Here is a 22,834-nt window from a genome sequence, read left to right as displayed (position 1 = left end):
CCGCGGGCGCGCGCGCCCGCGCCTCGACGCTGGCCGACGCAGCGCGCCTCGCGCCGGCCCGCCCATCGCCGGCCTCGTCGCCGGTGCGGCCCGGGGGGCCTGCCACGCTCTCGGCGCTCTCCACCGAGGGCGGCGGCGCGGGGTGCGCCCGAGCGTCCAGCCTGGTCGGGTATACCGCGCTGGCCTGGCCGTCGGCGCCGGCCGGCGGCGCCCGTCCCGGTGAGCCGCGCCGCGCTACCGGCGGCCCGGGCCGACGCCGGGGCGCACGCCGGGTTCGACGCGGCCGCCGGGGTGAGCTATCGAGCGGGCGTGGAACTCCTCCGTGAATTCTTCAGCAGGCTGCGGGAGCTCGAGTCGCTCCTCCAGTGGGGCGGCTACCCCGTCCTGATGACCATCATCTTCGCCGAGACGGGGCTGCTCGTCGGGTTCTTCCTGCCGGGGGACTCGCTGCTCGTCACCGCCGGCGTGCTCGTGAACGCAGGGCTCATCAACCCGCTTGGAATATCGAACTTCCAGAACCTGCTCGTGATGAACGTCACGCTGATGGCGATGGCGATCATCGGCGACGCGGTGGGCTTCTCGATCGGGCGGCGCGCCGGGCCGAAGATCTTCACGCGCGAGCAGTCGCTCCTGTTCCGCAAAGACCACCTGATCGCGACGCAGAAGTTCTACGAGAAGCACGGCGGCAAGACGATCATCCTCGCTCGCTTCATGCCGTTCGCCCGGACGTTCGCGCCGGTCGTGGCCGGCGTGGGGCAGATGGAATACCGGCGCTTCGCGATGTTCAACGTGGTGGGCGCCGTGCTCTGGATCTTCTCGATGACCTTCCTCGGGTACTTCCTGGGCAAGGTCTTCGACGCGAAGCAGATCGAGCGGGTCGTCTACCTGATCATCTTCATCTCGGTGGCGCCGGTCTTCGTCGGGGCCATCAAGCACAGGCTCCAGCAGCGGAAGAACGCCGCGCGGCTCGAGACGGAGCAGCCGTAGGCGACGCCCACGAGGCCTCTCCGCGGCGCGCGCGGCCGGGGTGAGCCGGCCGCGGCCGCGTCACCCTCGCCCTACCACGTCCGCGAACGCCTCCCCGCTGGCCGCCGTCGCCGCCGCGGCCAGCCACCGCTCCAGCGCCGCCGGCGCCTCGCACGCGAGCACCCGCGCCTCCACCGCCCCCGGCACGGCGAGCCCCCGCGCCGCGAGCACCGCGAGGATCGCGCGGGCCTGGGTGCGCGCCGCGACCCACTCGTCGGTGAACCGCGACGCGTCGCGCTCCTCGAACAGCGCCGCGACCGGCACCGCGCCGAGGCCGTGCTTGCCCAGCTCCGGCAGGAGCGGCACCTCCGCGCCGGGACGGTAGGTGATCGACGCCGAGCCCGGCCGCACCACCTCGAGCTCTCGCCGCTCCGCGTGCGCGATCCACACCCAGGGCCAGTCGTGCTCGAGGTAAAGCTTCACCTTCTCCTCGAGGTAGCGCTTCGACTGCGTGCCCCGGATCTCCACGGCCAGCACCGGGGTGCCGCGGTAGGCGTCGTTCCGCGGCGCCGCGAGATCGCCCACGACCACCACGTCCGGCGCCCGCAGCGACGGGCCCGCCTGGTCGCTGAGGTCGCAGTACACATCGGTCATCACCGTGAGCCCCTCGCGCGCGTGCGTGCGGAACAGCGCCGCGACGAGGGCCATCACGATGCCGTGGATGTCCCTGCTCCCCATCTGCTCGACCAGCTCCCCGCGGTGCAGCTCCCAGGGGCTGCCGTCGTAGCAATCGGCGGCCGTGCCCAACCGGCGGCCGGTCGGGCCGAAGTCCCGCAGCTCGATCGGCCCCGTGTTCCGGGGCGGACGGGTCGTCGGCAACGCGCTCCTCATGCGTGCGAGCATAGCACACGGCGCCGCGCGCCCGCGCCCGGGGGTGACGAGGCACCCCGGGGGGCGCGCGTCAGGCCGAGAGCCGCTGATCGGCCACGTCGAGCGCCGCGTCCAGCGCGGCGATCCCCTCGTCGATCTCGGCCTCGCTGATGATGAGCGGCGGCGCCACGACGAGGTGGCTCACCCACCCCATGATGGACACGCCGCGCCTCGCGGCCTCGGCGACCACCGCGTCGACCACGAGAGGCCGCCTCGCCGCCTTGTCCTGCGGGACGTTGAACGGCTCCTTGGTCGCGCGATCCTTCACGAGCTCCACCGCCCAGAACAGGCCGATACCCCGCACGTCGCCGATCGAAGGGTGCCTCTCCTTGAGCGCGCGGAGCCGCTCGCCCACGCGCTCTCCCATCTTCGTCGCGCGGCTCAGGAGGTCCAGGCGGCGATACTCGTCGATCGCCGCGATCACCGGCGCGAGCGTGAGCGGGTGGGCCTCGTAGGTGTGGCCGTGAGCGAACATGTTGTCGTCGAAGTGGTCGGCGATCGCGCGCGAGGTCGCGACGACGCCGAGCGGCGCGGCCGCGTTCGTCACGCCCTTCGCGGTCGTCAAGATGTCTGGCGCCACGCCCCAGTGCTCGATCGCGAACCACTTTCCGGTCCTGCCCCAGCCGCTCATCACCTCGTCGGCGATCAGGAGCACGCCGCGCTTCCTCGCGAGCTCCGCGATCCTCGGGAGGTACTCGGCCGGCGGGATGAGCACGCCGTTCGTGCCCACGATCGGCTCGACCAGCACCGCCGCCACGTTCTCCTCGTGATCGATCATGTAGGCCAGGTAATCGGCGCACGCGACGCCGCACTCCGGGTAGCCCCGGCCGAGCGGGCAGCGATAGCAGTTCACCTCCGGGGCGAACACCACGCCCTGGATCTTGCCGGTCGGCTCGATGGACCAGCGCCGGAGGTCGCCGGTCGCCGCGACCGAGCCGGCCGTGGAGCCGTGATACGAGGTGTAACGGGCGATGATCTTGTGCTTGCCCGTGTAGAGCCGCGCTATCTTGATCGCCGCCTCGTTCGCCTCCGTGCCCGACGTCGCGAAGAAGAACTTGTCGAGCCCTCTCGGCATCACCTCGAGGAGCTTCTGCGCCGCCCTGGCCCGGACCTCGCACGTGTGCGCCGGGCTGATGTAGGCGAGCTGCCTCGCCTGCGCGCAGATCGCCTCGATCACGGCCTCGTTCTGGTGGCCGAGGTTCGAGCAGACGAGCTGGGAGGACATGTCCAGATAGCGCTTGCCGGACGCGTCCCAGAAGGCACAGCCCTCCGCGCGGGCGACGTGGATCGGCTTCCATCCGCGCTGGGCGCGCCATGTGCCGTACGTGTGCTTCGTGGTCAGCTCGATGATGTCGTCGCTCATGGCCACCTTCGCTGTTCGAGGGAGGCACCCAGCGTAGAGCGTCCTTCGACCTCCTCGCACGTGAATTTCCCTGCGGCGCTCGCCCGCTCCGTCCTCCACGCCGCGACGGGCCCGGGCCTTCTGTCCTGCCGTGATTCGCTGTGGATGCCGTGAAGCGCGGACGGCGCGATCACGCCCGCCGCGCCGCCGCGCGGGCTCGCGCCCCGGCGCGGCGGCTTCAGGACGCCGCCCTGCCCTGCGCGCTCGCCGCCGCCACGTCGCGCAGGCGGGCGATGCGGAACTCCAGCCGGGAGAGGACATCGTCTCGGGTCGCCCCGCTCCCGGCGTCCATCAACACCTGCTGGCACATCGCGCACATCTGAAGGAGGTGAGCCCGGAGCTCCTCGACGCTCGCCCGTCCACTCTTGAGCTCGTCGAGCCGCCTCGCCAGGCCCGCCGACTCGCGGCCTGCCTGCGCCGGATCCGCGGCCGCTGCCGGCTCGTTCCAGCACGCCGAGCTCACCCCGCACAGGAAGCACGGACCTTCGATGGGTTTCTGCAGCATGGATCTCCCTCGCGAACTGGGTCTGGAGGAGCATCCTGGAGCCGCGCTCCCGGATCACAAGCCGGCCCGGCGCCGCGGGCCGACCTGCGACGCGCCCTGCGCGCCGCGCGCGCCTCGCCGGGCGGGGTCGCGGCGCCGGGGAGACCCGCCCTCCGCGCGCCTCAGGAGACGCGCATCGGGCAGCGGGCGGCGGGCTGAGCCGCGGCGCGCTCCGCCGCCGCCTCCGCCTGGCCCTGCCGGGCCGAGGCAGCGCGCCCGCTCTCCCTGGGCCGCTCCCGCGCTCCCTCCAGCACCATCGCCACCTTCCCGCTCGGCCCCATGGTGATGCCGCGCCGCACATGCTGGATGGGCGCCTGGCTCGCGAGCCGGAGCCGGGCTCTCCCCAGGATCGTGCCGAGGACGACCTTCATCTCGTACGTCGCGAACGCCGCGCCCAGGCACCTCCGGGCGCCGCCTCCGAACGGGATGAACTCGAACGGAGAGGGCTTGCGGTCCAGGAAGCGCGAGGGATCGAATCGCCCCGGCGATGGGTAGATGTCCTCGCGGCCGTGCAGGAGCAGCGGGGAGGCCGTCACCGCCTCGCCGGCCGGGACGGTGTAGCCCTGGAGCTCAAGGGGTCTCCTCAGGACACGGCCGACGTCGACGACCGGCGGGTGAATCCGGAGCGCCTCCAGGCACACCGCCTCCAGGTACGAGAGCGACGCGAGCGCGTCCGGCGCGGGCGCCGGGCCGAGGGCGTCGATCTCGTCACGGAGCCGCGCGAGGACGGCCGGCTCGCGGTGCAGCCAGTACATCGCCCAGGCGAGCGACATGGCCGTGGTCTCGTGGCCCGCGAACAGGAGCGCGCGGAGCTGATCCGCGATCTCCAGGTCGCTCATGGCCCCGCCGTCGTCGTAGCGGGCGCTCATCATCAGCCCCAGGATGTCCTGCGAGGCGGCGCCCGACCCGCGCCTCCGCCGGATCTCCTCGACGAGCAGCGCCTCGAGCGCCTTGCCCGCCCGCTGGTGGCGCGCCCAGGGGCCAAGGCCGGCGAAATCGCGCCGGAGCGCCGGGATGATGATGAAGCTCGGGCTCAGCGACTCGACGAGGCGGAGCACGGCCTCGCGCGTCCTGGCGACGCGCGCCTCGCCCGTCACGCCGAAGACGACGCGGATGATCACGTCGAGCGCGATGGCCTGGGTCGCCTCGAGCATCGAGAACGGGGCGCCCGGCCGCCACCGCGACGCCACGTCGAGGCAGATCTCGGCGATCGCCTCGCCCTGGGCCCGCATCGTGGCGGCCTGGAACGGCGGCGTGAGCAGCTTTCGATCGCGCCGGTGCCGGGCGCCCGTCGTGACCACGACCGAGGACGCCCCGAACACCGGCGCGGTCAGCTCCGCGCCCCAGACATCGAACGTGTCCGGGTCGGCCGTGTAGATCGCGCGGATCGCCTCCGGATCTCCCGTGATGGTGAGAGGTCCATTCGGCGTCCTCATGCGGAACGTGTAGCCGTGCTCGGCGGCGAGGCGCTTCAAGACCGGCTCGGACGAGATGAATCCGGCGCGGATGAAGTCCACGAGGTTGAATGATGTCGGTCCGGGCGGCAGATGTCCCATCGGTTGGCTCCGTGGAGGGCTGGGAGGCGTGCTGTCATGTCCCCGGACGTCCGGACGAGCCGAGGGCGCCAGCGAACCGGTCCGACACGCGCGCCGGCGTTTGGTTCCAGCAAACGCCGGCGCGCGACGGAGAGCGCCGCTCAGGCGTGCCGCTCACACCGCCGCGCCACCTCGTGGACGGCCTCGTCGAGCGGGAGCTCGCGCTGCCGTCCCCCCTCGCGCTCCCGGAGCGCCACGGAGCGGCGCTCGGCCTCGCGCTTGCCGACCACCGCGACGAGGGGGATCGCGGCCGCGTGCGCGAGGGCGATCTTGCGCGAGAGCGTCTCGTCCCCCGCGTCGAGGATCGCGCGCACCCCCTTCTGCTGGAGCCGCAGGAGGACCTCCTCGGCATAAGCGCGCTGCGCCTCCGCCACCGGCACGACGACCACCTGCTCCGGAGACAGCCAGGGTGGCAAGGCGCCCCTGGATTGCTCGAGCAGGACGCCGAGGAAGCGCTCCAGGCTGCCGAGCAACGCGCGGTGGAGCACGGCTGGGCGCCGGCGCGCCCCCGACGCGTCGACATACGTGATGTCGAACCGCTCGGGCAGCACGAAATCGAGCTGGATGGTCCCGCACTGCCAGCTCCGCCCGAGCCGGTCGCGCAGCACGAACTCGAGCTTGGGCCCGTAGAAGGCCCCCTCCCCGGGCTGCTCCCTGCAATCGAGCCCCGCGCTGCGCGCCGCCGCGGACAGCGCCGCCTCCGCGCGATCCCACGCGGCGTCGCTCCCGGCGCGCTCGGCGGGGCGCGTCGAGAAGCCGACCCCCATGTCCTCGAAGCCGAAGCCGGAGTAGAAATCGCGGAGCGCGCTCGCGAAGCGCACGACCTCGGGCTCGACCTGCTCCTCCGTGCAGAAGATGTGGCCGTCGTCCTGGGTGAACTGGCGCAGGCGGAAGAGGCCGTGGAGCGTGCCGCTCGGCTCGTCCCTGTGCACGAGGCCGAACTCGCCGATGCGCAGCGGCAGATCCCGGTACGACGGCGCCATGCGCGCCACGATCTGCATGTGCCCCGGGCAGCTCACGGGCTTGATGGCGGCCGCGTGACCCTCCTCGGACAGCCGGAACATGTTCGAGGAGAAATTGTCCCAGTGGCCGCTCGCCTTCCAGATCGCCTGCCTCAAGATCTGCGGCGTGCGGACCTCTCGATAGCTGTCGCGCATCATCTGACGCCGGACCGCCTCCTCCAGGAGGCGATAGAGCGTGAAGCCGCGCGCGTGCCAGAACACCATGCCGGGCGCCTCCTCCTGGAAATGGAACAGGTCGAGGCGCTGGCCCAAAATGCGATGATCGTCGTCGTCGAGCATGTCAGTCTCCGTCGGGCAATGGCCGGTCGGACGGAGCGCAGCGACGCGACGGCCCCGTCCGGATTCCGGCGGGGCCTGGTTTCTCGTGTGATCGTCAGCTCAGCGCACGCACACGAGACCCGTCCCGCCGGTGCGGGTGGTGGTCGTCGTGGTCGCGGTGAATACGCTCACGAGGCGTGTTCTATCGTGCGATAGCGAGATCGTCAAGCGGGACGGCGGCGGGCGTTTCTCTTCTTCATTCTTCACATCCCGGGAGCGCAGGGCGGCCGGGCCGGCGCCGCGTCAGCGCGCGGGCGCCGGCGCGCCCCGCTCGGCCCCGGACAGACGGCCGGCGACGGCGCGGGACAGCAGCACGGCTCCGGTGAAGACATAGCCCGAGAGCGATCGGAGGACGTCGTAACCGCGGCCGGCCAGCGGAAGGCTCTGGAGGATGTCGCCGACGCTCCACATCTCCTCGTGACGCGTCACGTGGAAGCGCTCTCCTTCTTCGATCATCTCGAAGTCGTAGGTCAGGATCATCCGGAGGCGGTACGCGCGGCGCGGGAGCAGCCTCAGGCTCTGGGTGCTGTCGACCAGGACCCGGCCCGCGTCGCGCCGCTCGGACAGCCGGACGTTCATCTGGGCGATGTCGAGGTCACCATGGACGCCGCGATGGGTTCCGGACAGGTCGGTCTGGTACGTCTCGACCCCGCGCACGCGCCGCCACGGGTTGACGAACTCGATGTCAGGGGCGAGGTAGGGATAGACCTCCTCCGCGAGGACCGAGGCAGGAACGCTCGTGTCGTACATGAGGTGCGTCATGCGCCTGAAGCGCCTCTCGATGTCGGCGAGCCCCAGGCCCGGCAGCGTGGGGATCGTGAACGGGCGGCAGTTCACCTTTGTCGCCATGTCGTGACTCTCCATCTCGGCGTGCCCCCGCTCGGGTGTGAAGCACCGGCGCGGACAGGGAAGGTGGAGGCCGAGACGCAATGGACGGGCCGCGAGGCCCGGGTCCCGCGCGCGGCGCGGCGCCTCGCTCCGCCCAGCATGCCCCGTGAGCCGCCGCGCAGGGCTCTCGAAAGGCCCTGCTCTCCGCGCGGTTCAGCGCAACAATCGGCGCGCTCGCCCTGGATTGGCCTGGTCCCGGGGGCGCTCGCGGCTATCTTGCCGCGCCGTTCGGCCGACCGCGCGCGGCGCCCCGCGTCGCGCCGGCGAGGTCGAACGGAGAGGGAGTGTCACGGGTGCCGGAGCGCGCAGCATGGATCGCCGGGAATCTCATCAAACCGCGCCGCGCGGCCGCGCGGCGGGTCGCCGCCATGACGGCGCTCGCCCTCGCCGCCGCGGGGTGCGCGCCCCCGGCGACGGCGGCGCGCGCCGCGCCGCCACGAGCGGCCGACGGCGCGGGCGCGGGCGCGGGCGCGGCCAGCGCGGCGCAGCGCTTGCGCGAAGCGGAGTCGCTGGCGGGCCATTACCGCGTGATCGGCGTGCAGCTCTTCGTGCTGGACGAGGCCAGCGCGGCGGACGCGCAGGACGAGCGCGGCGCGGCGCGGCGGGCGGCGCTCGAGGCGGAGGCCGCGCGCGTGCTGGAGAGGACGGTGGCGGCCTACACGGCGCTCGTCGACGCGCCGGCGCTGCGCCGGGCGGAGCAGCGGCCGCGGGCGCTCCTCGGGCTCGCGCGGGCGCTCCAGGATCGCGGCGAAGCGCGCGGCGCCGAGGCGCGGCTGCGCCAGCTCGTCGAGGACCACCCGGACGCCAGCGAGGCGCCCGAGGCCTACCTCGCGCTGGCGAACCTCGCGTTCGCGGCGGGGCGCCTCGACGCGGCCGCGCGCGCGTGCGACGGCGCGCTCCAGCGCGGCGCGGGGGCGGCGCTGCGCAAGCGCGCGCTCTACGTGAAGTCGTGGAGCCTGCGGGGCCTCGGCGGCCGGGGCGCCACCCTCTCGGCCATGGCGGCGCTCCGCGAGATCGTGCAGCTCGGCCCCGCGGGCGAGGGCTCGCCGGAAGCGACGATCGACGCGGCCGCGGAGCGAGAGCTCGTCGAGCTCTACGCCGCGCACGGCGACCTCGACGAGGCCGGCGCGTTCTTCGCGGGCGCCGGCGATCACGCGGGCCCGCGGCTGCTCGCCGAGGTGAGGGCGCGCGCCGCGCGGCAGCGGCGCCCGCCGCCGCTCGACCGGCCCATGCTCTGAGCGCCCCCCCGCGCGGCCATTGCGCTGCCCGCCGCGCGCACGGAGAATGCCGGTCCGGAGAACCGCAGCGCATGAGCCCGTGCCCGTCCGAAGACGCCCTCGCCGCCTGGCTCGAGGGCCAGCTCCCGCTCGACGCCGCGGCGAGCATCCGGGGGCACGTGGACGGCTGCGACGACTGCCGCGCCCTGATCTCGGCCAGCCCGAGCGAGAGCGACATCGACGCCCCGCTGCTCCCGTCCACGCGGGAGCGCGTCGACGATCTGGCGCCGCCGTCGTCCTCGGTCCCCTGGGCGCCGCCCGCCGCCTTCGACGACTTCCGCGTGATCCGGCCGCTCGGCCGCGGGGGCATGGGGCAGGTGTTCCTCGGGCACGACGAGGTCCTCGATCGGCCCGTCGCGCTCAAGTTCGTCTCGGCGGACAAGCCCGATCCGCGGACCATCGAGCGGCTGCGCGTCGAGGCCCGCGCGATCGCGCGCCTCCAGCACCCCAACGTCGTCGCCGTCTTCCGGATCGGCGAGGTCCGCGGGCGGCCGTACATCGCGTACGAGCTCGTCGAGGGCGAGCCGCTCGAGCTGCTCCCCAAGCCGGTCCCGTGGCCGAGCGCGCTGCGCATCGCGCTCGGCCTCGCGCGCGGGCTCGCCGCGGCGCACCGGCGGGGCGTCCTCCACCGCGACATCAAGCCGGCGAACGTGATGCTCGACGCGAACGGCGAGGTGAAGCTGCTCGACTTCGGGCTCGCCAAGCTCATCGACCAGCCCGGCCCCGCCGGCCCCGACCCGGGCCGGCGCGCGGCGCCGAGGAGCGCCGTCGCGCTCCGGGCCCCCGCGAACCTGGCGTCGTTGACGACCGCCATCCCGGCCGAGTCCGGCGCGTTCAGCGCGGTCGAGACCGCCGCCCTGACCGACGGCGGCATGATGATGGGCACGCCGCTCTACCTCGCGCCGGAGCTCTGGGCCGGGACCGCCGCCACGCCCCACTCGGACGTGTACGCGCTCGGGCTCGTCCTCTACGAGCTGTGCGCGGGCCGGCTGCCCCACGCGGGCCTCGACGTGCACGCCATCGCGAGCTGGGTGACGGCGCGGGCGCTCCCGCCGCTCCGCTCGCTCTGCCCGGACATGCCCGAGATGCTCGCGGCCATCATCGATCGCTGCGTCATGCGCGCGCCGGAGGCGCGCTTCGCCTCGGCCGCGGAGGTGCAGGCCGCGCTCGAGGAGACCGAGGCGCTCTGCCGGGCGTTCCAGATCGTGCGCCCCGGCGCGCCGCCCTCCGGGCCCCGGGAGGAGGACGCGGACCTCGTGAGCGCCTCCTTCGCGCGCCTCCTGCCGCGCGCCGAGGAGCTCGTCGCGCGCTTCTACGAGCGGCTCTTCGCCCGGGAGCCGGCGCTCCGCGCCCTGTTTCCGCCGGACATGCGCGAGCAGCGGCTGAAGCTCGCCGCCACGCTGCAGCTCGTGATCGACAACCTCCGCGCGCCCGACAAGCTGCTCGAGATGCTCGAGGCGCTCGGGCGCCGGCACGCGGGCTACGGCGTGGCGCCCGAGCACTTCGACGCCCTGGGCCGCGCGCTGCTCGAGGCGCTCGAGGAGCTCGAGGGCGACGCGTGGGGGCCCGCCACCGCGCGGGCCTGGGCGGGCGCTTACGCGCAGATCGCCGGGGCCATGCGGCGCGGGATCGAGGCCGCGCCGCGGACGACCGGCGCGCCCCGGCCGGCGCCGGGGGCGGGCCGCGCGGCGGAGATCCGCTTCGCCACGAGCGCCGACGCGAGCCTGGCCTACACGGTCACCGGCGCCGGGCCGATCGACCTGGTGCTGGTGCAGGGGTGGGTGACGCACGCGGAGGCCGCGTGGGAGCACGCGCTCGTGTCCCGGTTCTTCGCCGAGCTCGGCGCGTGGGCGCGGCTCATCGTGCTCGACCAGCGCGGCACCGGGATGAGCGAGCGCGAGGGCGCCGGCGCGTCGGCCGAGCAGCAGGCCGAGGATCTGCTCGCGGTCCTCGACGCGGCCGGCGTGGAGCGCGCGGCGCTGCTCGGCGTCGGCGCCGGGCTCGCGCCGTGCGCGCTGCTCGCGGCGTCGCACCCGGCGCGGGCGCGCGCGCTGATCGCGCTCGGGAGCGCGGCCCAGATGGCGGCCTGGCCGGGGTGCCTCTTCGGCGTCACCGGCGAGGGCGCCGACGAGGTCGAGCGCGCGCTGCGGAGCGGGTGGGGCGAGCCGCTCTTCCTCGATCGCCTCGCCCCCTCGGCGGCGCAGGACAGCGCGTTCCGGCGCTTCTGGGCCGCATACCTGCGCCTCGGCGCGAGCCCCGGCGGCGCGGCGCGCTTGCTCCGGGCCCACGCGGCGGTCGACCTCCGCCGCGCGCTCGGCCGGGTGAGCGCCCCGGCGCTGGTGCTGCACCGGGCCGGCGATCGGGCGGTGCCCGCCGCGGCCGGCCGCGACCTCGCGGGCCGCATCCCGGGCGCGCGCCACGTCGAGCTCCCGGGCGAGGATCACCTGCCCTTCGTCGGCGACACGCGGCCGCTGATCGCCGAGCTGCGGGCCTTCCTGGGCGCGGGCGACGCGGGGAGCCCCGGCCCGGCGCGCGCCACGGAGACGATGAGGAGCTGAGCGAGCGCGCGCCGCCCCGGCGTCAGCCCGGCTTGCGCCCCACGAGGATGATGCACGGGTACGCGAAGCGGATCTCGTCCCCGTCGATCCGCGCGCCGACGCCGAGCGCGTCGACGCCGACGTCGGCGCGGTAGAGGGCGCGGAGCCGGTCCGCCCCGCCGGGCTCCGGGAAGGACGCCTGGAGCGCGGCCTCGAGCTCCATCTCGAGCTCGTACCGCGCGACCCGCTCGATCTCGAGGCCCGCCGCGGCGAACAGGGCGGCGAGCTCGCGCTCGGTGAGCGCGCGCGCGTGCGACGGATCGCGGATCTTCTCGGCCCTGTCGTACGCGTCCCGCCTGTCCTCCGCGGGCGCCACGTCGATCACCGCGACCCGCCCGCCCTTCTGGCACACGCGGGCCATCTCGCGCAGCGTCGCGAGCGGATCGAGCAGGTGATGGAAGCTGTAGCGCGTCGTGACGAGGCGGTAGCTCTCCGCCGGACAGGGCAGGCGGCTCGCGTCGCCGAGCTCCCACGCGACGTTCGAGACGCCGAGCTTCACCTGCCTCCTCCGCGCCTCGTCCAGCATCGCGGGGACGATGTCGATCCCGCGCACGCTCGCCACGTGGGGCGAGAGCGCGCAGGCGACGATCCCCGGCCCGCACGCCACGTCGAGCAGCGTGATCCCCGCGGGAGAGCGGCACGCGACCTTCCGTCGTGACGCGTCGATCGTCTCGATCTACTTCGATCCCGCGGCGTTCCCGCACCCGCTCCCGGGGGTCAGGGTGTTCGACGCGCCAGCGCTGCTGCGCGAGATGGTGCTCCACGCGCGGCGCTGGACGGTCGCGCGCCGGCCGGACGACGTCACGGCCAACACGTTCTTCTCGGCGATGGCCGATGTGGTCGGGCCGCTCGTCGATCGCGGCGCCACGTACCGGCTGCCCCGCGGCAGGACGCAGCCCGTGCAGCGGGCGATCGAGTGCGCGCTCCGCGACGTCGCGAGCGCCGACCTCCGGCGGGCCGCGGCGTTCGCCGGGGCGACCGAGCGGACGCTGAGGCGGCGGTTCCGCGAGGAGACGGGCGTCACGTGGCGCGCCTTCGTCACGCGCGCCCGCGTGCTCCGGGCGCTGGACCTGCTCTCGATCCCGGGCGCCAGCGTCACGCGGGTCGCGCTCGACGTCGGCTTTCACAACCTCGGGGCGTTCGCCGCCGCGTTCCGCGCCGTCACCGGGCAGACGCCGAGCGAGTTCCGCAGGGCCGCCCTGCCCTCGCCGGGCGGCGGCGGGCCGCCCGCCGACGGATAGCCCGGGGATGGAGAGCTCGGGGATGGATGGCTCGGCGCAGCGCGCCGCCCCGGGGGCGCCGATCCCCGCCCTCGCCGACGGCGCCGCCGGGGCGTCTTTCGCGCGCGCTCGGGCGGCCGCGCCGCGGCGTGGCTACTGCGCGATCGCCTTGAGGTCGAGCATCTCCTCGACGCTCGGCACCACGATGAGGTCGCAACGGCGGTTCTTTTGCCGCCCCTCGTCGGTGTCGTTCGCCGCGACCGGGTCGGTGTCGGCGAAGCCCGCGGCGCTCCAGTGCGCGACGGGCATCGCGCCCCCGCCGCCCCTGGCGTCGGCCGGGCTGACCAGGAACAGCAGCACCTCGCGCGCGCGCATCAGCGACAGGCCCCAGTTGTCGCCGAACCGGCCGCCCACGAGCGGCTTGTTGTCGGTGTGGCCGGCGACCTGGTAGTCGCGCTGGAGCAGCGACGCGTCGTTCCGGATGACGTTCGCCACCTTGAGGAGGATCTCCTTGCCCTCCTTCTTGAGCGTCTCGCGCCCGGAGTCGAAGAGCACGTCGCCCGGCAGCGAGATGACCATGCGGTTGCGCCGGATGTTCACCGCGAGGCCGAGCTTCGTGAGCTCGTCCAGCTTCTTCCTGAGCGTCTCGAACCGCGCCTTGATCTGCTCCAGCTGGCGCGCCCGCGCCTTGAACTCGGCGAGCGCCTTCTCCCGCTCCTCGAGCGTGGAGCTCAGCTGCGACACCTGGGTGCTCGTGGCCTGGAGGTTCTCGCTCAGCTTGCTGATGTCGATGCCCGCCGCCTCGAGCTGCCTCGTCAGCTCCGCGACCTTCGCGCGCTCCGCCTCGAGCTCCTTCTCGGTCTGGGCGAGGCGGCCCTCCGTGGTCTGGTGCTGGCTCTGAAGGCGGTTGTACTTGTCGAGCTGGGCCTTCCACTCCTCCTCGGAGTAGCCGCACCCCAGCGAGAACGACGCGATCACGGCAGGCAGGAAGGCCGCGAACGCGGATCTGCGACCTTTCAAGACACGAAGGTGCATGAGCACGCTCCTTCACTCGTGGTTGTGAACATGGCCGGAGGCCTTTGGGCTCGTCCCGCGGCCATTCCGGGTCACAGCGGCCGGTCAGGCCGCGCGGGGACGTACCCTAGCGAGGTCGCGCGCGGTTGTAAAAGCCCCCATCGCCCCATCGAGCCCGCGCCGCGAGCGCGGTCGACGCGGGGAAGAACGAGGGAAGGCGCGCCGCGCGCAGGTCGAAAACCCCTCGCGCGCGAGCCGGGCGCCGGGCATCCTGGTCCTGCAGACGTGGGGTCGGCATGGACGTGGCTGCTCGAGTGGTGCGCCGAGGCCCTCGGCGCGACGGACGGGCCTGCCGGCTGCCCCGAGGCCGGCGCGCGGCGGCGGCGCCGGTCGCTGTTCTTCCTCGCGCTCTCGCTGCTCATCGTGGCGAGCTTCTTCCTCGGCGAGCTCTGGGGTCTGAAGGGGCTGCTCCCCTCGATCGCGCTCTTCCTGCTCGCGGTCCAGGCGACGCGCGCCGTGCTCGACGCGCGCGCGGCGGTGTGGCGCGCCGCCGCCCTCGACCTCGACGACCCCGCGCAGCGGCCGCCCGAGGGCGCGGCTCCGTGGCTCGCGCCGCCGACGGCGAGGGTCCTGCGCGCGCTCGCCGCCGTGATCGACGCCGCGCGCCGCGAGCGCTACGCGATCGCGCTGGAGCGGCTCCCGCACGTCGAGCGGGCCGCGCTCCGGCCCGACGAGGCGCGGCTGCTCGATGCCGCGCGGGCGCTGCTCTCCCTCGGCCTCGGCGACCCGGCGCGCGCGGCGCAGCAGGCGATCCTCGCGCTGCCGACGGGGATCGACGCCATCGACGCGCGGCTCGGCCGCGTGGTGCTCGCCGACGCCTGGCGGTCCCCCGCGCGGCTCGAGGCGATCGAGCGCGCGTGGCGGCGCGAGCTCCGCGGCGGCGCGACGTCCGAGGCGCTCTCGCGCCTCCTTTCCCTGTCGCGGCTGCGCTTCCTCCCGGACGCGCTCGAGGCGCTCGATGCGGCCGAGGCGCGCGCGCTGTCGGCGGAGGCGTGGGCGATCGGCGAAGAGGAGCTCGCCGCGGCGCTCGAGGCGCGCGCGCGGCCGGGCATCTACCGCTGAGCGCGGCGGTCAGGGCACGGGCTCGCGCGGCACGGCGGGCGCGACCTCGCGCTCCAGGCGGAGGCCGCCGAGCGAGATCTCGACCACCGCGGCGAGCCGCTCGGCCACGAGCCGCTCGGCCGAGGCCCCCTGGGCGCGCGTCCCGGCGACGAAGGCGACGCAGCGCCGGCCGGAGCCCCCGAACGCGAGCGCGAAGCCCCGGATCGGCGCGCCGGGCGGGGCCTCCACGACGCCGATCTGCACGACGGTGTCGAAGCCCTCGGGCGCGTCGACGCGGCGCTCCACCGCGGTGAGGCTCGGGTCGGGGCGCGGCAGATCGCGCCAGAGCCGCGCGCGCGCCTCGCACGCGGCCCGGCTCGCGCGGCCGTCCTCCCGCCAGGCGCGCACGAGCAGCGAGGTCGACGACGCGGCGTGGGTCGCGACGAGCCAGGGGCCCTGGCCGTCCTCGACGCGGAAGCCGCGGGCGTCGGGCAGCGGGAGCCGGAGATCGAAGCGCTCGGAGCGGTACTCGCCGAGCTGGCCGTCGCCGAGGTCGGGCGGCGGCGGGGGCGGCGCGGACCTCGGCGGGGGCGGAGGCGGCGCCGCCGGGGCCGGCGCGCACGCGGGCGCGAGCAGGAGCGCCGCGGCGAGCGGGGGGACCAGCGCGGCGCGCCTCATCGCGCGAGCAGCACGAGCACGGCGCCGGCGCCCCCCTCGGTGTCCGGGGCCGTGGCGAACGCGGCGACGTGGCGCGCGACGCGGCCCTGGCTGAGCCAGGCGGCGATCTCGCCGCGGAGCACGGCGTAGCCGCCGGGCGAGTGGCGGCCCTTGCCGTGGACGATGGCGACGATGCGGTCGCCGTCGCGCTGGCGCTTTCCGACGAACGCCTCGACGGCGTCGCGCGCCGCCTCGAGCCGCAGGCCGTGCAGATCGAGCGTGCCGTCGATGGCGTAGCGGGCGCGGCGGAGCCGCCTGAGCTCGCGCGGATCGACGTCGAGCCGCCTGCCCTCGATGCGCTCGCCGTCGTCCGTGGTCTCGAACTTGATCCCCTCGATGACGAGCGAGCGCATGCGCGAGCGCGCATCCTCGTCCGGATCGGGCGCGGGCGCCGGCTGCGCGGCCCGCTCGACGCGGCTCGCGGTGGCCGGGATCCGGTTCACGCGGTCCTCGAGCACGCGGACGCCGGCCATGTAGATGGCGAAGGTCTCGGGGTCGACGGGGCGCGGGGCCGCGAGCTCGCCGCCCGCGCGCGCCACCGGGCCCGCGCTCGCGGGCGCCTTCGCCCTGGGCTGCGCGCCGGGCGCGGCGGCCGGCGCGCTGGCCGCGCCGGGCTTCGGCTGCGCGCCGGGCGCGGCGGCCGGCGCGCTGGCCACGCCGGGCTTCGGCTTCGCCCTGGCGACCTGCCGGAGCGCAGAGAACGGCTGGTAGAACGCCTCATTCGCCTTCCGCGCCGCCTTGGTGGCTCGCGCCGGCCTGGCGGCCGATCTCGGATCTGTCTCGCGCTTCGCGCCCTTCGCCATCCCCCAGAACATCGCGCGCGAGGCCGCGGAGCGCAAACCGGACGGACTCGATGCCGGCGAGCTGCCCGTCCTCGAACTGCCAGTCGGGGTCGTCGAGGTCGGGGAAGTCGTGCGGGTTGCGGATGTCCTCGGCCGTGAGCGTGGGGAGGAGGCGCCGGGCGAGGTCGATGACCTTGGCCCGCTGCGCCTCTTCCATGGCCGAGAGGAGCTCGAAGATGCGGTGGAAGAGCTCGGCGGGGGACGGGGGAGCTCCCGGGGCGCCGGGGCTTTCGCGGTCGGGAGAGCGCATCTGGCGCAGGATACTTCATCGGACCGAGGCCGCCGCGGCCGCGCGCGCACGCCCTGGCGGCGCGGCGCCTGGGGTGTCACCCGCCCGGGACCGGGAGGTCGGTCCGCGTCGCCGGGCGCGACGGCGAGGGAGCGCGGGCGTCCGCCGGCACCCCGAAGGCGGCGAGGGTGAAGACGGGCATGAGGGCGCCGAACACGCCGAGCCCCATGAACGCCGCGATCCCGAGGTGCAGGAGGGCCGTGGCCACGATGACGGCGCGCCGGGTGAGCCGCGGCCAGATCAGGAACGCATACCCGATCTCCACGCCGAGCACGGTCCACCCCGCGGCCTGCGCGATGAACGGGTGCCAGGCCAGCCAGGAGAAGTCGAGCTGGCGATACTCCGGGAGCATGAGCGAGCGCCAGATCGCCTCGCCGTTCCACCACGACGCGCCCCTCGCCTTCTCCAGCCCGCTCGCCAGGTAGGCGATGCAGAGGTGTAGCTGGACGACCCTGAGCCCGAGCCGCGCCGCCGACGTCGGCACGACGGGCGCGCGGCCCGGGTCGCGCGCCCGGCGCCATCGATCGAGGGACAGCGTGGCGCCCGCGGGGACCCAGATGAGATAGAATAGAAAGATGTTGGCGAAGAGGTCCGCCCCGTAAAGGGTGGTGTCCGCCGTCACCATCAGCATCCTGTGGGTGCTCCACGAGAGCAGGGCGGCGGCCCTCGTCCAGAGCCCGCAGAGCAGCGCGATCAGGGAGAGCACGTAGAGGGCTCCGGTGCCCACGAGGACCGAGGCCTCGTCGATCCCGAGCGGGGCGAGCCGGTCGGCCATCCAGCCGATGCCTGGCAGGGCGAGCCGGCCGAACGCCTCGCGCAGCGGGCCCTGGAGGATGCCCTGTCGACCGTAGAGCTCGAGGAACGCGGGCGCGATGAGCGCGGCCTGGACGAGGAGCACGGCCGCGAGCCCGATGCGGAGCGCCGCGAGGGGCGCCGGGGACGCCGGGGCGAGCGCGAAGCGCTCGACGAGCGACCAGGCGCGCGAGAGCCTCGCCCCGCGGGAGACGCCGCTCGACCCGCTCACGGTGCACCGCCGTCGCTCCGCGGGGAGGCGGCCCGGAGCCTGGATTTCGTGACGAGCTTCGCCTGGTAGAGCAGGTCCCACGATGGCCGCGCGCCGTCGCGGTATCCCTGCATCGAGGGGAGATCGCAGATCTCGAGCCGGACGACCACGCTCTCGGCGCCCGGGTGCCTCGCGAACATCTTGCCTGCCCACGAGGCCACGAGCGAGCGCCGCAGCGCCTCGTGGTCCGCGAGCAAGAACAGCGAGATGATGCTCCTGACCCGGAGATCCGCCTCGTGGTTCGCCCCGGACTCCAGCACCTCGGCGCGCGCCGTCCCACCCGCGTCGGCGATCTGGAACGTCGCCCAGGGCAGCGCGTTGACCTCGGGAGCGAAGAAGTTGTAGCCGCTGTCGGCCCCGGAGAGCGCGCCGTAATAGGCGACCGCCCGGCCGAGCCGCCCCGCGCTCTGCAGATCGACCTGGAGCGCCCCGAGGACGACGCAGACGAGGTGCGCCGCGGCGACGCTCGGGATCAACAGCGCGCGCCCGCGGCTCCTTGCTCTTCCATCCATGCGGCTCCCCTCCGGCTCCCCGCGTCGCGGGGGCCGGCTCATCCGCGCGACGCCGAGGCGCGGAGGCTGGGCCGCCGCCCCTCGGCGCCGCGCGCAAAACGAATCAGCGAGGCTCCGCCAGGCTCACCGCGGGCGCGGGGAGATCGCCTATCGGCGCCATCTCGGACCGCCAGGGGCCTGCGTACGGCCGGTGCCCCCCGTACGGCCGGTGCCCCCCGTGCGGCCGGTAATGCCCGTACGGCCGGTAATGCCCGTACGGCCGGTGCCCCCCGTGCGGCCGGTAATGCCCGTACGGCCGGTGATGCCCGTACGGCCGGTAATGCCCATAGGGCCTATAATATGGCACCTCGGCATCAGGGAGCCGGGCGTCCCGCGCCGAGCGCGTCGTCTCCTCGACGAGCACGAGATCCTGGATCGGGGTCGTGGTCTCCGCTGCTGCGATCTGTGTGGCGCCGAGGCCGATCCCGGACAGCGCCAGCGCACCGAGCGCTTTCATCAGTTTCATCATGGACTCCTTTTCGAGGCGAGCGGCTTGATGGGTGTCATCCCATGCAGGCTGCGTCCATGGTGATGCAAGCGTGAGGCCCGTTCGCAGCGTACCGAGGCGCCCCACACCGGAGCGACAATTCCTGACAAACGCGTCTCCGCGCGCCGCGTCCCGCCGCCTTGAGCCCGGGCGTGCACGCTCTGGACAGCGCTCGTCGACGGAGGTCCCGGCGCGCGCATTCGCGCGCATCGAGGCCGCGGCGACGGCGCCCCGCTCGGCTCAGGGTATTACCAGGACATTCGATAGATCATCGATGATCCTGCCGGGATCGGCGCCCTCGAAGTTGACGAGCAAGGTGACAGAAGCATCACTGTCAATCGCGTAATAAGACGAGGACGTGAACCCCCAGATACCCCCGTCGTGCCCGAGCTGGGAGCCGAGCCGAGATTCACGGCGGGACAGCCCGAGGCCGTATCCGCTCACCGCGCCCAGCGGCGCGTCCACCCGCGTGGTCATCTCCTCGAGCTCGGCGGCGCCGAGCAGGTTGCCGTCGAGCACCTTCCGGTAGAAGCGCGTGAGATCGCCGGCGGTCGAGACGAGCGCGCCCGCCGTGCCGGCCGCCGACGGGTCGACCGCAGAGGTCGTGTCGATCAGCCGGCCCTGGATCCGCCCGTGGCCGTGCACGAGGCCCGGCAGAGCCGCCTCGGCGCCGTCGAGGTAGGTGTGCGTGAGCTCGGCCGGATCGAGGATGCGGGTGCGGAGCAGCTCGCCGACGGGCCCTCCCGAGGGCGCTTCGAGGAGCAGGCCCGCGATGATGTAGTTCGTATTGGAGTAGGCGAAGCCCTGCCCCGGCTCGAAGTAGGGCGGATGCGACGCGGCGATCTCGAGGATCTCCTCGGGCGCCCACGCGCGCGTCGGCTCGGCCAGGGCCGCAGACCAGAAGTCATCGCTCTCCGTGAAGTCGAAAACGCCGCTCGTGTGGTTCAGGATCTGTCTCACGGAGATCTGCTCGCCGCGGGGAACGCCGCCCACGTACGCGGAGACGGCGTCGTCGAGCGACAGGCGGCCTTCGGCGCGGAGCATCAGCGCCAGCGTGGCGATGAACGTCTTGGTGATGCTCCCCACGCGGAAGAGGTCGTCGGGTTGCATCGCGACCTTCGCCTCGGCGTCGGCCACCCCGGAGGCGCCGCGCCAGCCGCACCCGCCGAGGGTCACGGCGGCGGCCGCGCCGGGCAGCCTCTGAACTGCCACCGCCGCGTCGAGCGCGCGCTGGAGCTCGGCCGCGAGCGCGTCGCAGGAGGCGCCCGCCTCGCCGCCCGGGTCCCCGACTCCGGCGCTTCTGACTCCGGTGCTTCCGACTCCCCCCGTCGCGACGCCACCGCTGCCGCCGCCCTGACCGTTCGAATCGGCCACGGTCTGGAGCGGCGCGGTCGAAGCGCCGCTGCACCCCGTGAGCAAGACGACCCCAGCACAGGCGAACCAAGCCGTCCGCCAAGGAACACGGCTCATCGATCCGATCTCCACGGCCCCCCATGAAGTTCACTGCTGCGCTCCGCCGCGCTGCTCCCGAGAGCCTCCCAGGGCGGCTCGCGAACGACGCGCATGAGGACGCATGGGGAGTGACCGTGACGAGCATCGCCAGGGGTGGCGGCTCCTCAGGCTCGCTTCGGGCGAGGACAAGCCGCTCGAGCACCTGTTCGTCGAGGTCGCGAACGGAGGGGTGCTGGAGGGCGCGGAGCGGCTCCGCCTGCTCCAGGACGTCGACGCGTTCGAGAATACCTGGTTCCCCCGCGCCCGCGTCATCATCCGCCGCATCGTCCCGCGCGCCCGCCGTGAGGCCTTCGAGGCCGCCTTCTTCAAGGTAAGCGTTCACTGCCCGGACCGCTTGTCCCGCAGCCACCTTCCGGAGAATGTCCGGTCGCTTGCATGAGGAGGCCAGCTGCGTAGGGTTCGGGTCCTGTGGAGCGCGATTGGCGAGACGACCGGATCGAGGAGCTGGAGGCCCTCGTCGCGAGGTTGATGCGGCGGGTGGCCGAGCTTGAAGCACAGCTCGCCCAGTCCTCCGGTAACTCGTCCCGGCCGCCCTCGACCGATCCTCCCGGCGCGCCGCCGCCGTCTCGCCCGAAGCGCACAGGACGGCGGCGTGGTGGGCAGCCGGGGCATGAGAAACATCGTCGCACACTCGTGCCGCCCGAGCAGGTGGACAAGCTCCAGACCTGCAAGCCCGAAGCGTGCCGGCGTTGCGGCACGGCTCTGGCGGGAAACGACCCCGATCCTCACCGTCATCAGGTGGTCGAGATTCCGAGGGCGAAGGCGACCGTCGAAGAGTTCCAGCTGCATGCACTGAAGTGCGACAGGTGCGGGATCTCGACGCGGGCGACGTTGCCGCCTGGGGTCCCGACGAGCTCGTTCGGGCCGCGCCTGCAAGCCCTGGTCGCGGTCTTGAGCGGCGCCTACCGCCTGTCCAAGCGCGCGATCGACGAGCTGGTGGGAGACGCGTTCGGTGTGCCGATCGCCCTCGGCAGCGTCTCCAACCTGGAGCAGGCGACGAGCGAGGCCCTCGCGGCACCGGTCGAAGAGATCGCCCAAGCCCTGCCCAAAGAATCGATCGTCCATATGGACGAGACGGGGTGGTTCGAGCAGAGTAAGCGGGCCTGGCTGTGGATCGCGGTGACCGCCCGGATGGCGTTGTTCGCCATCCGCCATAGCCGCGGCGCGCACGTGGCCAAGGAGCTGCTCGGTTCGGCGTTTTCGAGGATTCTGATCTCGGACCGCTGGACCACCTATGCGTGGGTCGACACCCAGCGGCGACAGCTCTGCTGGGCGCACCTGCTGCGTCAGTTCCTCGGGTTCCAAACTCATGGCGCTGAAGCGAGCGCCATTGGCCGCGCGTTGGAGTTGCTCACCGAGACGATGTTCCACCTCTGGCATCGAGTGCGCGACGGCACGATGACGCGCAGGGAGTTTCAGAAGCGCATGGGGCCCCTGCGCAACTATGTCATTGCGCACCTACGTGAGGGCGCGGGCTGCTCGCTGCGCGCCGTTGCAGGTCGATGTCGCGAGATACTGGAACTCGAGCCGGCGCTCTGGACCTTCGTCGATGTTGAAGGTGTTGAGCCGACGAATAACGAGGGAGAACAGCGCATTCGCCACGCGGTGATGTGGAGAAAGACCAGCTTTGGAACCGATAGCCCCAACGGCAGCCGATTTGTCGAGCGCATCCTGACGGTCGTGACGACGCTGCGGATACAGAAGCGCAATGTCCTCGACTACCTGACCGATGCTTGCGAAGCGAATCTCCACGGTCGGCCGGCGCCCTCCTTACCGAGCGCCGATCCCGTTCGGCTGGCCGATGCGCCCGCTCGCTGGACCTCGGCGGCCGCCCCCGCGACCGCTCGGCGGCGCCGCGGCCCAGCACCGGCCTTGCCCCCGCGGGTGCGCTGCTCAGCGCGGCGGCACCGCCGCCAGGGGGAGCGCCCGCAGCAGCGCGACCACCGTGAGCGCGTGGCTGATCCGACCGTCTTGCATGGCCGCCATCACCTCGCCCGCGGTCATCACGACCGCTTCCGTGCTCTCGTGCTCGTCGCCCTCGGGCTCGCCGATGAGGCGTGCGCCGCGCGCCAGGTAGAGGTGGCAGCGATTCGGCTGGAGCGCCGGATTCGGGTGCACCCACCCGAGCGGCTCGATCGACGCCGCGGCGTAGCCCGTCTCTTCCACGAGCTCGCGCAGCGCCGCCGCTGCCGGCTCCTCTCCTGGGTCGACGATGCCGCCCGCCGTCTCGATCGTCACCGCATCGACGCCGTGCCGGTACTGCCGCACCAGGACGAATTCCCCTGAGTCGGTGATCGCCGCCACGGAGATCCAGTCGGCGAGCTCCAGCGTGAAGCTCGTGTAGGACGCGCCCTCGGCCACGACGTCATGACGATGCACCGCCAGCGGGCCAAAGCTGCCGGCGACCACCGAGGCGTGCCGGCGAGGAATCGTGATACCCATCGCGCGTCGATACTACACCACGGCGCCCCGCGGCCGGGGAGAGCGCCGTCGAGGTCG

Annotated in this window: 22 protein-coding genes and 1 pseudogene; 7 read left to right on the top strand and 16 right to left on the bottom strand. The window is 73.7% G+C overall.

Translation table 11 applies throughout. The features are described from left to right. Positions 1-309 precede the first annotated feature (309 nt). Complete coding sequence (locus tag WMF31_RS08480) at positions 310-987, top strand: VTT domain-containing protein (protein ID WP_436601451.1); 678 nt, start codon at positions 310-312, stop codon at positions 985-987. Between the two features lie 60 nt (positions 988-1,047). Here the strand turns inward: WMF31_RS08480 and WMF31_RS08475 are convergent, their stop codons facing one another. The 6 genes from WMF31_RS08475 to WMF31_RS08450 form a co-directional block, all read right to left on the bottom strand. Continuing rightward, positions 1,048-1,857, bottom strand: a complete 810-nt coding sequence (locus WMF31_RS08475; protein ID WP_436601450.1) for a Uma2 family endonuclease — start codon at positions 1,855-1,857, stop codon at positions 1,048-1,050. Between the two features lie 70 nt (positions 1,858-1,927). Further along, positions 1,928-3,259 (bottom strand): aminotransferase family protein, encoded by a 1,332-nt coding sequence (locus tag WMF31_RS08470; RefSeq protein ID WP_436601449.1) that lies wholly within the window; start codon positions 3,257-3,259, stop codon positions 1,928-1,930. A 217-nt stretch (positions 3,260-3,476) separates the two neighbouring features. Then, entirely contained in the window at positions 3,477-3,803 is a 327-nt protein-coding gene (locus WMF31_RS08465) for a hypothetical protein (RefSeq protein ID WP_436601448.1), read from the bottom strand. A gap of 161 nt (positions 3,804-3,964) precedes the next feature. Beyond that, positions 3,965-5,398 (bottom strand): cytochrome P450, encoded by a 1,434-nt coding sequence (locus WMF31_RS08460; RefSeq protein WP_436601447.1) that lies wholly within the window; start codon positions 5,396-5,398, stop codon positions 3,965-3,967. 140 nt (positions 5,399-5,538) lie between these two features. Next, entirely contained in the window at positions 5,539-6,738 is a 1,200-nt protein-coding gene (gene thrS, locus WMF31_RS08455) for a threonine--tRNA ligase (protein WP_436601446.1), read from the bottom strand. A gap of 282 nt (positions 6,739-7,020) precedes the next feature. Beyond that, a complete protein-coding gene (locus tag WMF31_RS08450) occupies positions 7,021-7,626 on the bottom strand; it encodes a hypothetical protein (protein WP_436601445.1) in 606 nt (201 codons plus the stop codon). 332 nt (positions 7,627-7,958) lie between these two features. Between WMF31_RS08450 and WMF31_RS08445 the strand changes: the two genes are divergently transcribed. Beyond that, positions 7,959-8,903 (top strand): hypothetical protein, encoded by a 945-nt coding sequence (locus WMF31_RS08445; protein ID WP_436601444.1) that lies wholly within the window; start codon positions 7,959-7,961, stop codon positions 8,901-8,903. A 71-nt stretch (positions 8,904-8,974) separates the two neighbouring features. Next, positions 8,975-11,500, top strand: coding sequence for an alpha/beta fold hydrolase (locus tag WMF31_RS08440; protein WP_436601443.1), 2,526 nt, complete (start codon positions 8,975-8,977; stop codon positions 11,498-11,500). A 22-nt stretch (positions 11,501-11,522) separates the two neighbouring features. Here WMF31_RS08440 and WMF31_RS08435 read toward each other — a convergent pair whose 3' ends face one another. Further along, complete coding sequence (locus WMF31_RS08435) at positions 11,523-12,146, bottom strand: class I SAM-dependent methyltransferase (protein ID WP_436601442.1); 624 nt, start codon at positions 12,144-12,146, stop codon at positions 11,523-11,525. Here WMF31_RS08435 and WMF31_RS08430 point away from each other — a divergent pair. Then, positions 12,076-12,780 (top strand): AraC family transcriptional regulator, encoded by a 705-nt coding sequence (locus WMF31_RS08430; RefSeq protein ID WP_436601441.1) that lies wholly within the window; start codon positions 12,076-12,078, stop codon positions 12,778-12,780. The genes WMF31_RS08435 and WMF31_RS08430 overlap by 71 nt on opposite strands. 132 nt (positions 12,781-12,912) lie before the next feature. Here WMF31_RS08430 and WMF31_RS08425 read toward each other — a convergent pair whose 3' ends face one another. Next, on the bottom strand, positions 12,913-13,794 hold the full coding sequence (locus tag WMF31_RS08425) for an OmpA family protein (protein ID WP_436601440.1): 882 nt from the start codon (positions 13,792-13,794) through the stop codon (positions 12,913-12,915). Between the two features lie 264 nt (positions 13,795-14,058). Here WMF31_RS08425 and WMF31_RS08420 point away from each other — a divergent pair, with 264 nt between their 5' ends. After that, complete coding sequence (locus WMF31_RS08420; protein WP_436601439.1) at positions 14,059-14,895, top strand: hypothetical protein; 837 nt, start codon at positions 14,059-14,061, stop codon at positions 14,893-14,895. 9 nt (positions 14,896-14,904) lie between these two features. Here WMF31_RS08420 and WMF31_RS08415 read toward each other — a convergent pair whose 3' ends face one another. From WMF31_RS08415 to WMF31_RS08385, 7 genes are all read right to left on the bottom strand, one after another. After that, positions 14,905-15,552 (bottom strand): hypothetical protein, encoded by a 648-nt coding sequence (locus tag WMF31_RS08415; RefSeq protein ID WP_436601438.1) that lies wholly within the window; start codon positions 15,550-15,552, stop codon positions 14,905-14,907. After that, on the bottom strand, positions 15,549-16,394 hold the full coding sequence (locus WMF31_RS08410; RefSeq protein WP_436601437.1) for a Smr/MutS family protein: 846 nt from the start codon (positions 16,392-16,394) through the stop codon (positions 15,549-15,551). The genes WMF31_RS08415 and WMF31_RS08410 overlap by 4 nt, the downstream gene beginning before the upstream one ends. Further along, entirely contained in the window at positions 16,309-16,683 is a 375-nt protein-coding gene (locus tag WMF31_RS08405; protein ID WP_436601436.1) for a hypothetical protein, read from the bottom strand. The genes WMF31_RS08410 and WMF31_RS08405 overlap by 86 nt, the downstream gene beginning before the upstream one ends. A gap of 76 nt (positions 16,684-16,759) precedes the next feature. After that, the gene (locus tag WMF31_RS08400; RefSeq protein WP_436601435.1) at positions 16,760-17,746 is read right to left on the bottom strand and encodes a hypothetical protein; all 987 of its coding nucleotides are present in this window, start codon (positions 17,744-17,746) and stop codon (positions 16,760-16,762) included. Next, complete coding sequence (locus WMF31_RS08395) at positions 17,743-18,297, bottom strand: hypothetical protein (RefSeq protein ID WP_436601434.1); 555 nt, start codon at positions 18,295-18,297, stop codon at positions 17,743-17,745. Before WMF31_RS08395 ends, WMF31_RS08400 begins: the two co-directional genes overlap by 4 nt. A gap of 103 nt (positions 18,298-18,400) precedes the next feature. Next, entirely contained in the window at positions 18,401-18,793 is a 393-nt protein-coding gene (locus WMF31_RS08390) for a hypothetical protein (protein WP_436601433.1), read from the bottom strand. A 270-nt stretch (positions 18,794-19,063) separates the two neighbouring features. Then, positions 19,064-20,293: a serine hydrolase domain-containing protein gene (locus WMF31_RS08385; RefSeq protein WP_436601432.1), complete on the bottom strand. Its 1,230-nt coding sequence runs from the start codon at positions 20,291-20,293 to the stop codon at positions 19,064-19,066. A gap of 103 nt (positions 20,294-20,396) precedes the next feature. Here WMF31_RS08385 and WMF31_RS08380 point away from each other — a divergent pair, with 103 nt between their 5' ends. Further along, positions 20,397-20,714, top strand: coding sequence for a hypothetical protein (locus WMF31_RS08380; protein ID WP_436601431.1), 318 nt, complete (start codon positions 20,397-20,399; stop codon positions 20,712-20,714). 29 nt (positions 20,715-20,743) lie between these two features. Next, positions 20,744-22,141 (top strand): annotated as a pseudogene (gene tnpC / locus WMF31_RS08375) (IS66 family transposase); the annotation flags it as partial. A gap of 87 nt (positions 22,142-22,228) precedes the next feature. Here the strand turns inward: tnpC and WMF31_RS08370 are convergent. Further along, positions 22,229-22,777 (bottom strand): NUDIX hydrolase, encoded by a 549-nt coding sequence (locus WMF31_RS08370; RefSeq protein ID WP_436601430.1) that lies wholly within the window; start codon positions 22,775-22,777, stop codon positions 22,229-22,231. Positions 22,778-22,834: the final 57 nt, after the last annotated feature.

This window comes from Sorangium sp. So ce1036 (assembly GCF_051369805.1).
In the GTDB taxonomy this organism is placed as follows: domain Bacteria; phylum Myxococcota_A; class Polyangia; order Polyangiales; family Polyangiaceae; genus Sorangium; species Sorangium cellulosum_F.
This window is presented reverse-complemented; position numbering and strand designations above follow the sequence as displayed.

What these genes read in the sequence shown, in the direction of transcription:
- WMF31_RS08440 (WP_436601443.1), top strand. Translation starts at nt 8,975, where the DNA reads ATGAGCCCGTGCCCGTCCGAAGACGCCCTCGCCGCCTGGCTCGAGGGC.
- WMF31_RS08465 (WP_436601448.1), bottom strand. Translation starts at nt 3,803, where the DNA reads ATGCTGCAGAAACCCATCGAAGGTCCGTGCTTCCTGTGCGGGGTGAGC.
- WMF31_RS08385 (WP_436601432.1), bottom strand. Translation starts at nt 20,293, where the DNA reads ATGAGCCGTGTTCCTTGGCGGACGGCTTGGTTCGCCTGTGCTGGGGTC.
- WMF31_RS08410 (WP_436601437.1), bottom strand. Translation starts at nt 16,394, where the DNA reads ATGGCGAAGGGCGCGAAGCGCGAGACAGATCCGAGATCGGCCGCCAGG.
- WMF31_RS08430 (WP_436601441.1), top strand. Translation starts at nt 12,076, where the DNA reads ATGTCGATCCCGCGCACGCTCGCCACGTGGGGCGAGAGCGCGCAGGCG.
- thrS (WP_436601446.1), bottom strand. Translation starts at nt 6,738, where the DNA reads ATGCTCGACGACGACGATCATCGCATTTTGGGCCAGCGCCTCGACCTG.
- WMF31_RS08460 (WP_436601447.1), bottom strand. Translation starts at nt 5,398, where the DNA reads ATGGGACATCTGCCGCCCGGACCGACATCATTCAACCTCGTGGACTTC.
- WMF31_RS08390 (WP_436601433.1), bottom strand. Translation starts at nt 18,793, where the DNA reads ATGAAAGCGCTCGGTGCGCTGGCGCTGTCCGGGATCGGCCTCGGCGCC.
- WMF31_RS08415 (WP_436601438.1), bottom strand. Translation starts at nt 15,552, where the DNA reads ATGAGGCGCGCCGCGCTGGTCCCCCCGCTCGCCGCGGCGCTCCTGCTC.
- WMF31_RS08425 (WP_436601440.1), bottom strand. Translation starts at nt 13,794, where the DNA reads ATGCACCTTCGTGTCTTGAAAGGTCGCAGATCCGCGTTCGCGGCCTTC.
- WMF31_RS08395 (WP_436601434.1), bottom strand. Translation starts at nt 18,297, where the DNA reads ATGGATGGAAGAGCAAGGAGCCGCGGGCGCGCGCTGTTGATCCCGAGC.
- WMF31_RS08470 (WP_436601449.1), bottom strand. Translation starts at nt 3,259, where the DNA reads ATGAGCGACGACATCATCGAGCTGACCACGAAGCACACGTACGGCACA.
- WMF31_RS08370 (WP_436601430.1), bottom strand. Translation starts at nt 22,777, where the DNA reads ATGGGTATCACGATTCCTCGCCGGCACGCCTCGGTGGTCGCCGGCAGC.
- WMF31_RS08405 (WP_436601436.1), bottom strand. Translation starts at nt 16,683, where the DNA reads ATGCGCTCTCCCGACCGCGAAAGCCCCGGCGCCCCGGGAGCTCCCCCG.
- WMF31_RS08475 (WP_436601450.1), bottom strand. Translation starts at nt 1,857, where the DNA reads ATGAGGAGCGCGTTGCCGACGACCCGTCCGCCCCGGAACACGGGGCCG.
- WMF31_RS08380 (WP_436601431.1), top strand. Translation starts at nt 20,397, where the DNA reads ATGGGGAGTGACCGTGACGAGCATCGCCAGGGGTGGCGGCTCCTCAGG.
- WMF31_RS08450 (WP_436601445.1), bottom strand. Translation starts at nt 7,626, where the DNA reads ATGGCGACAAAGGTGAACTGCCGCCCGTTCACGATCCCCACGCTGCCG.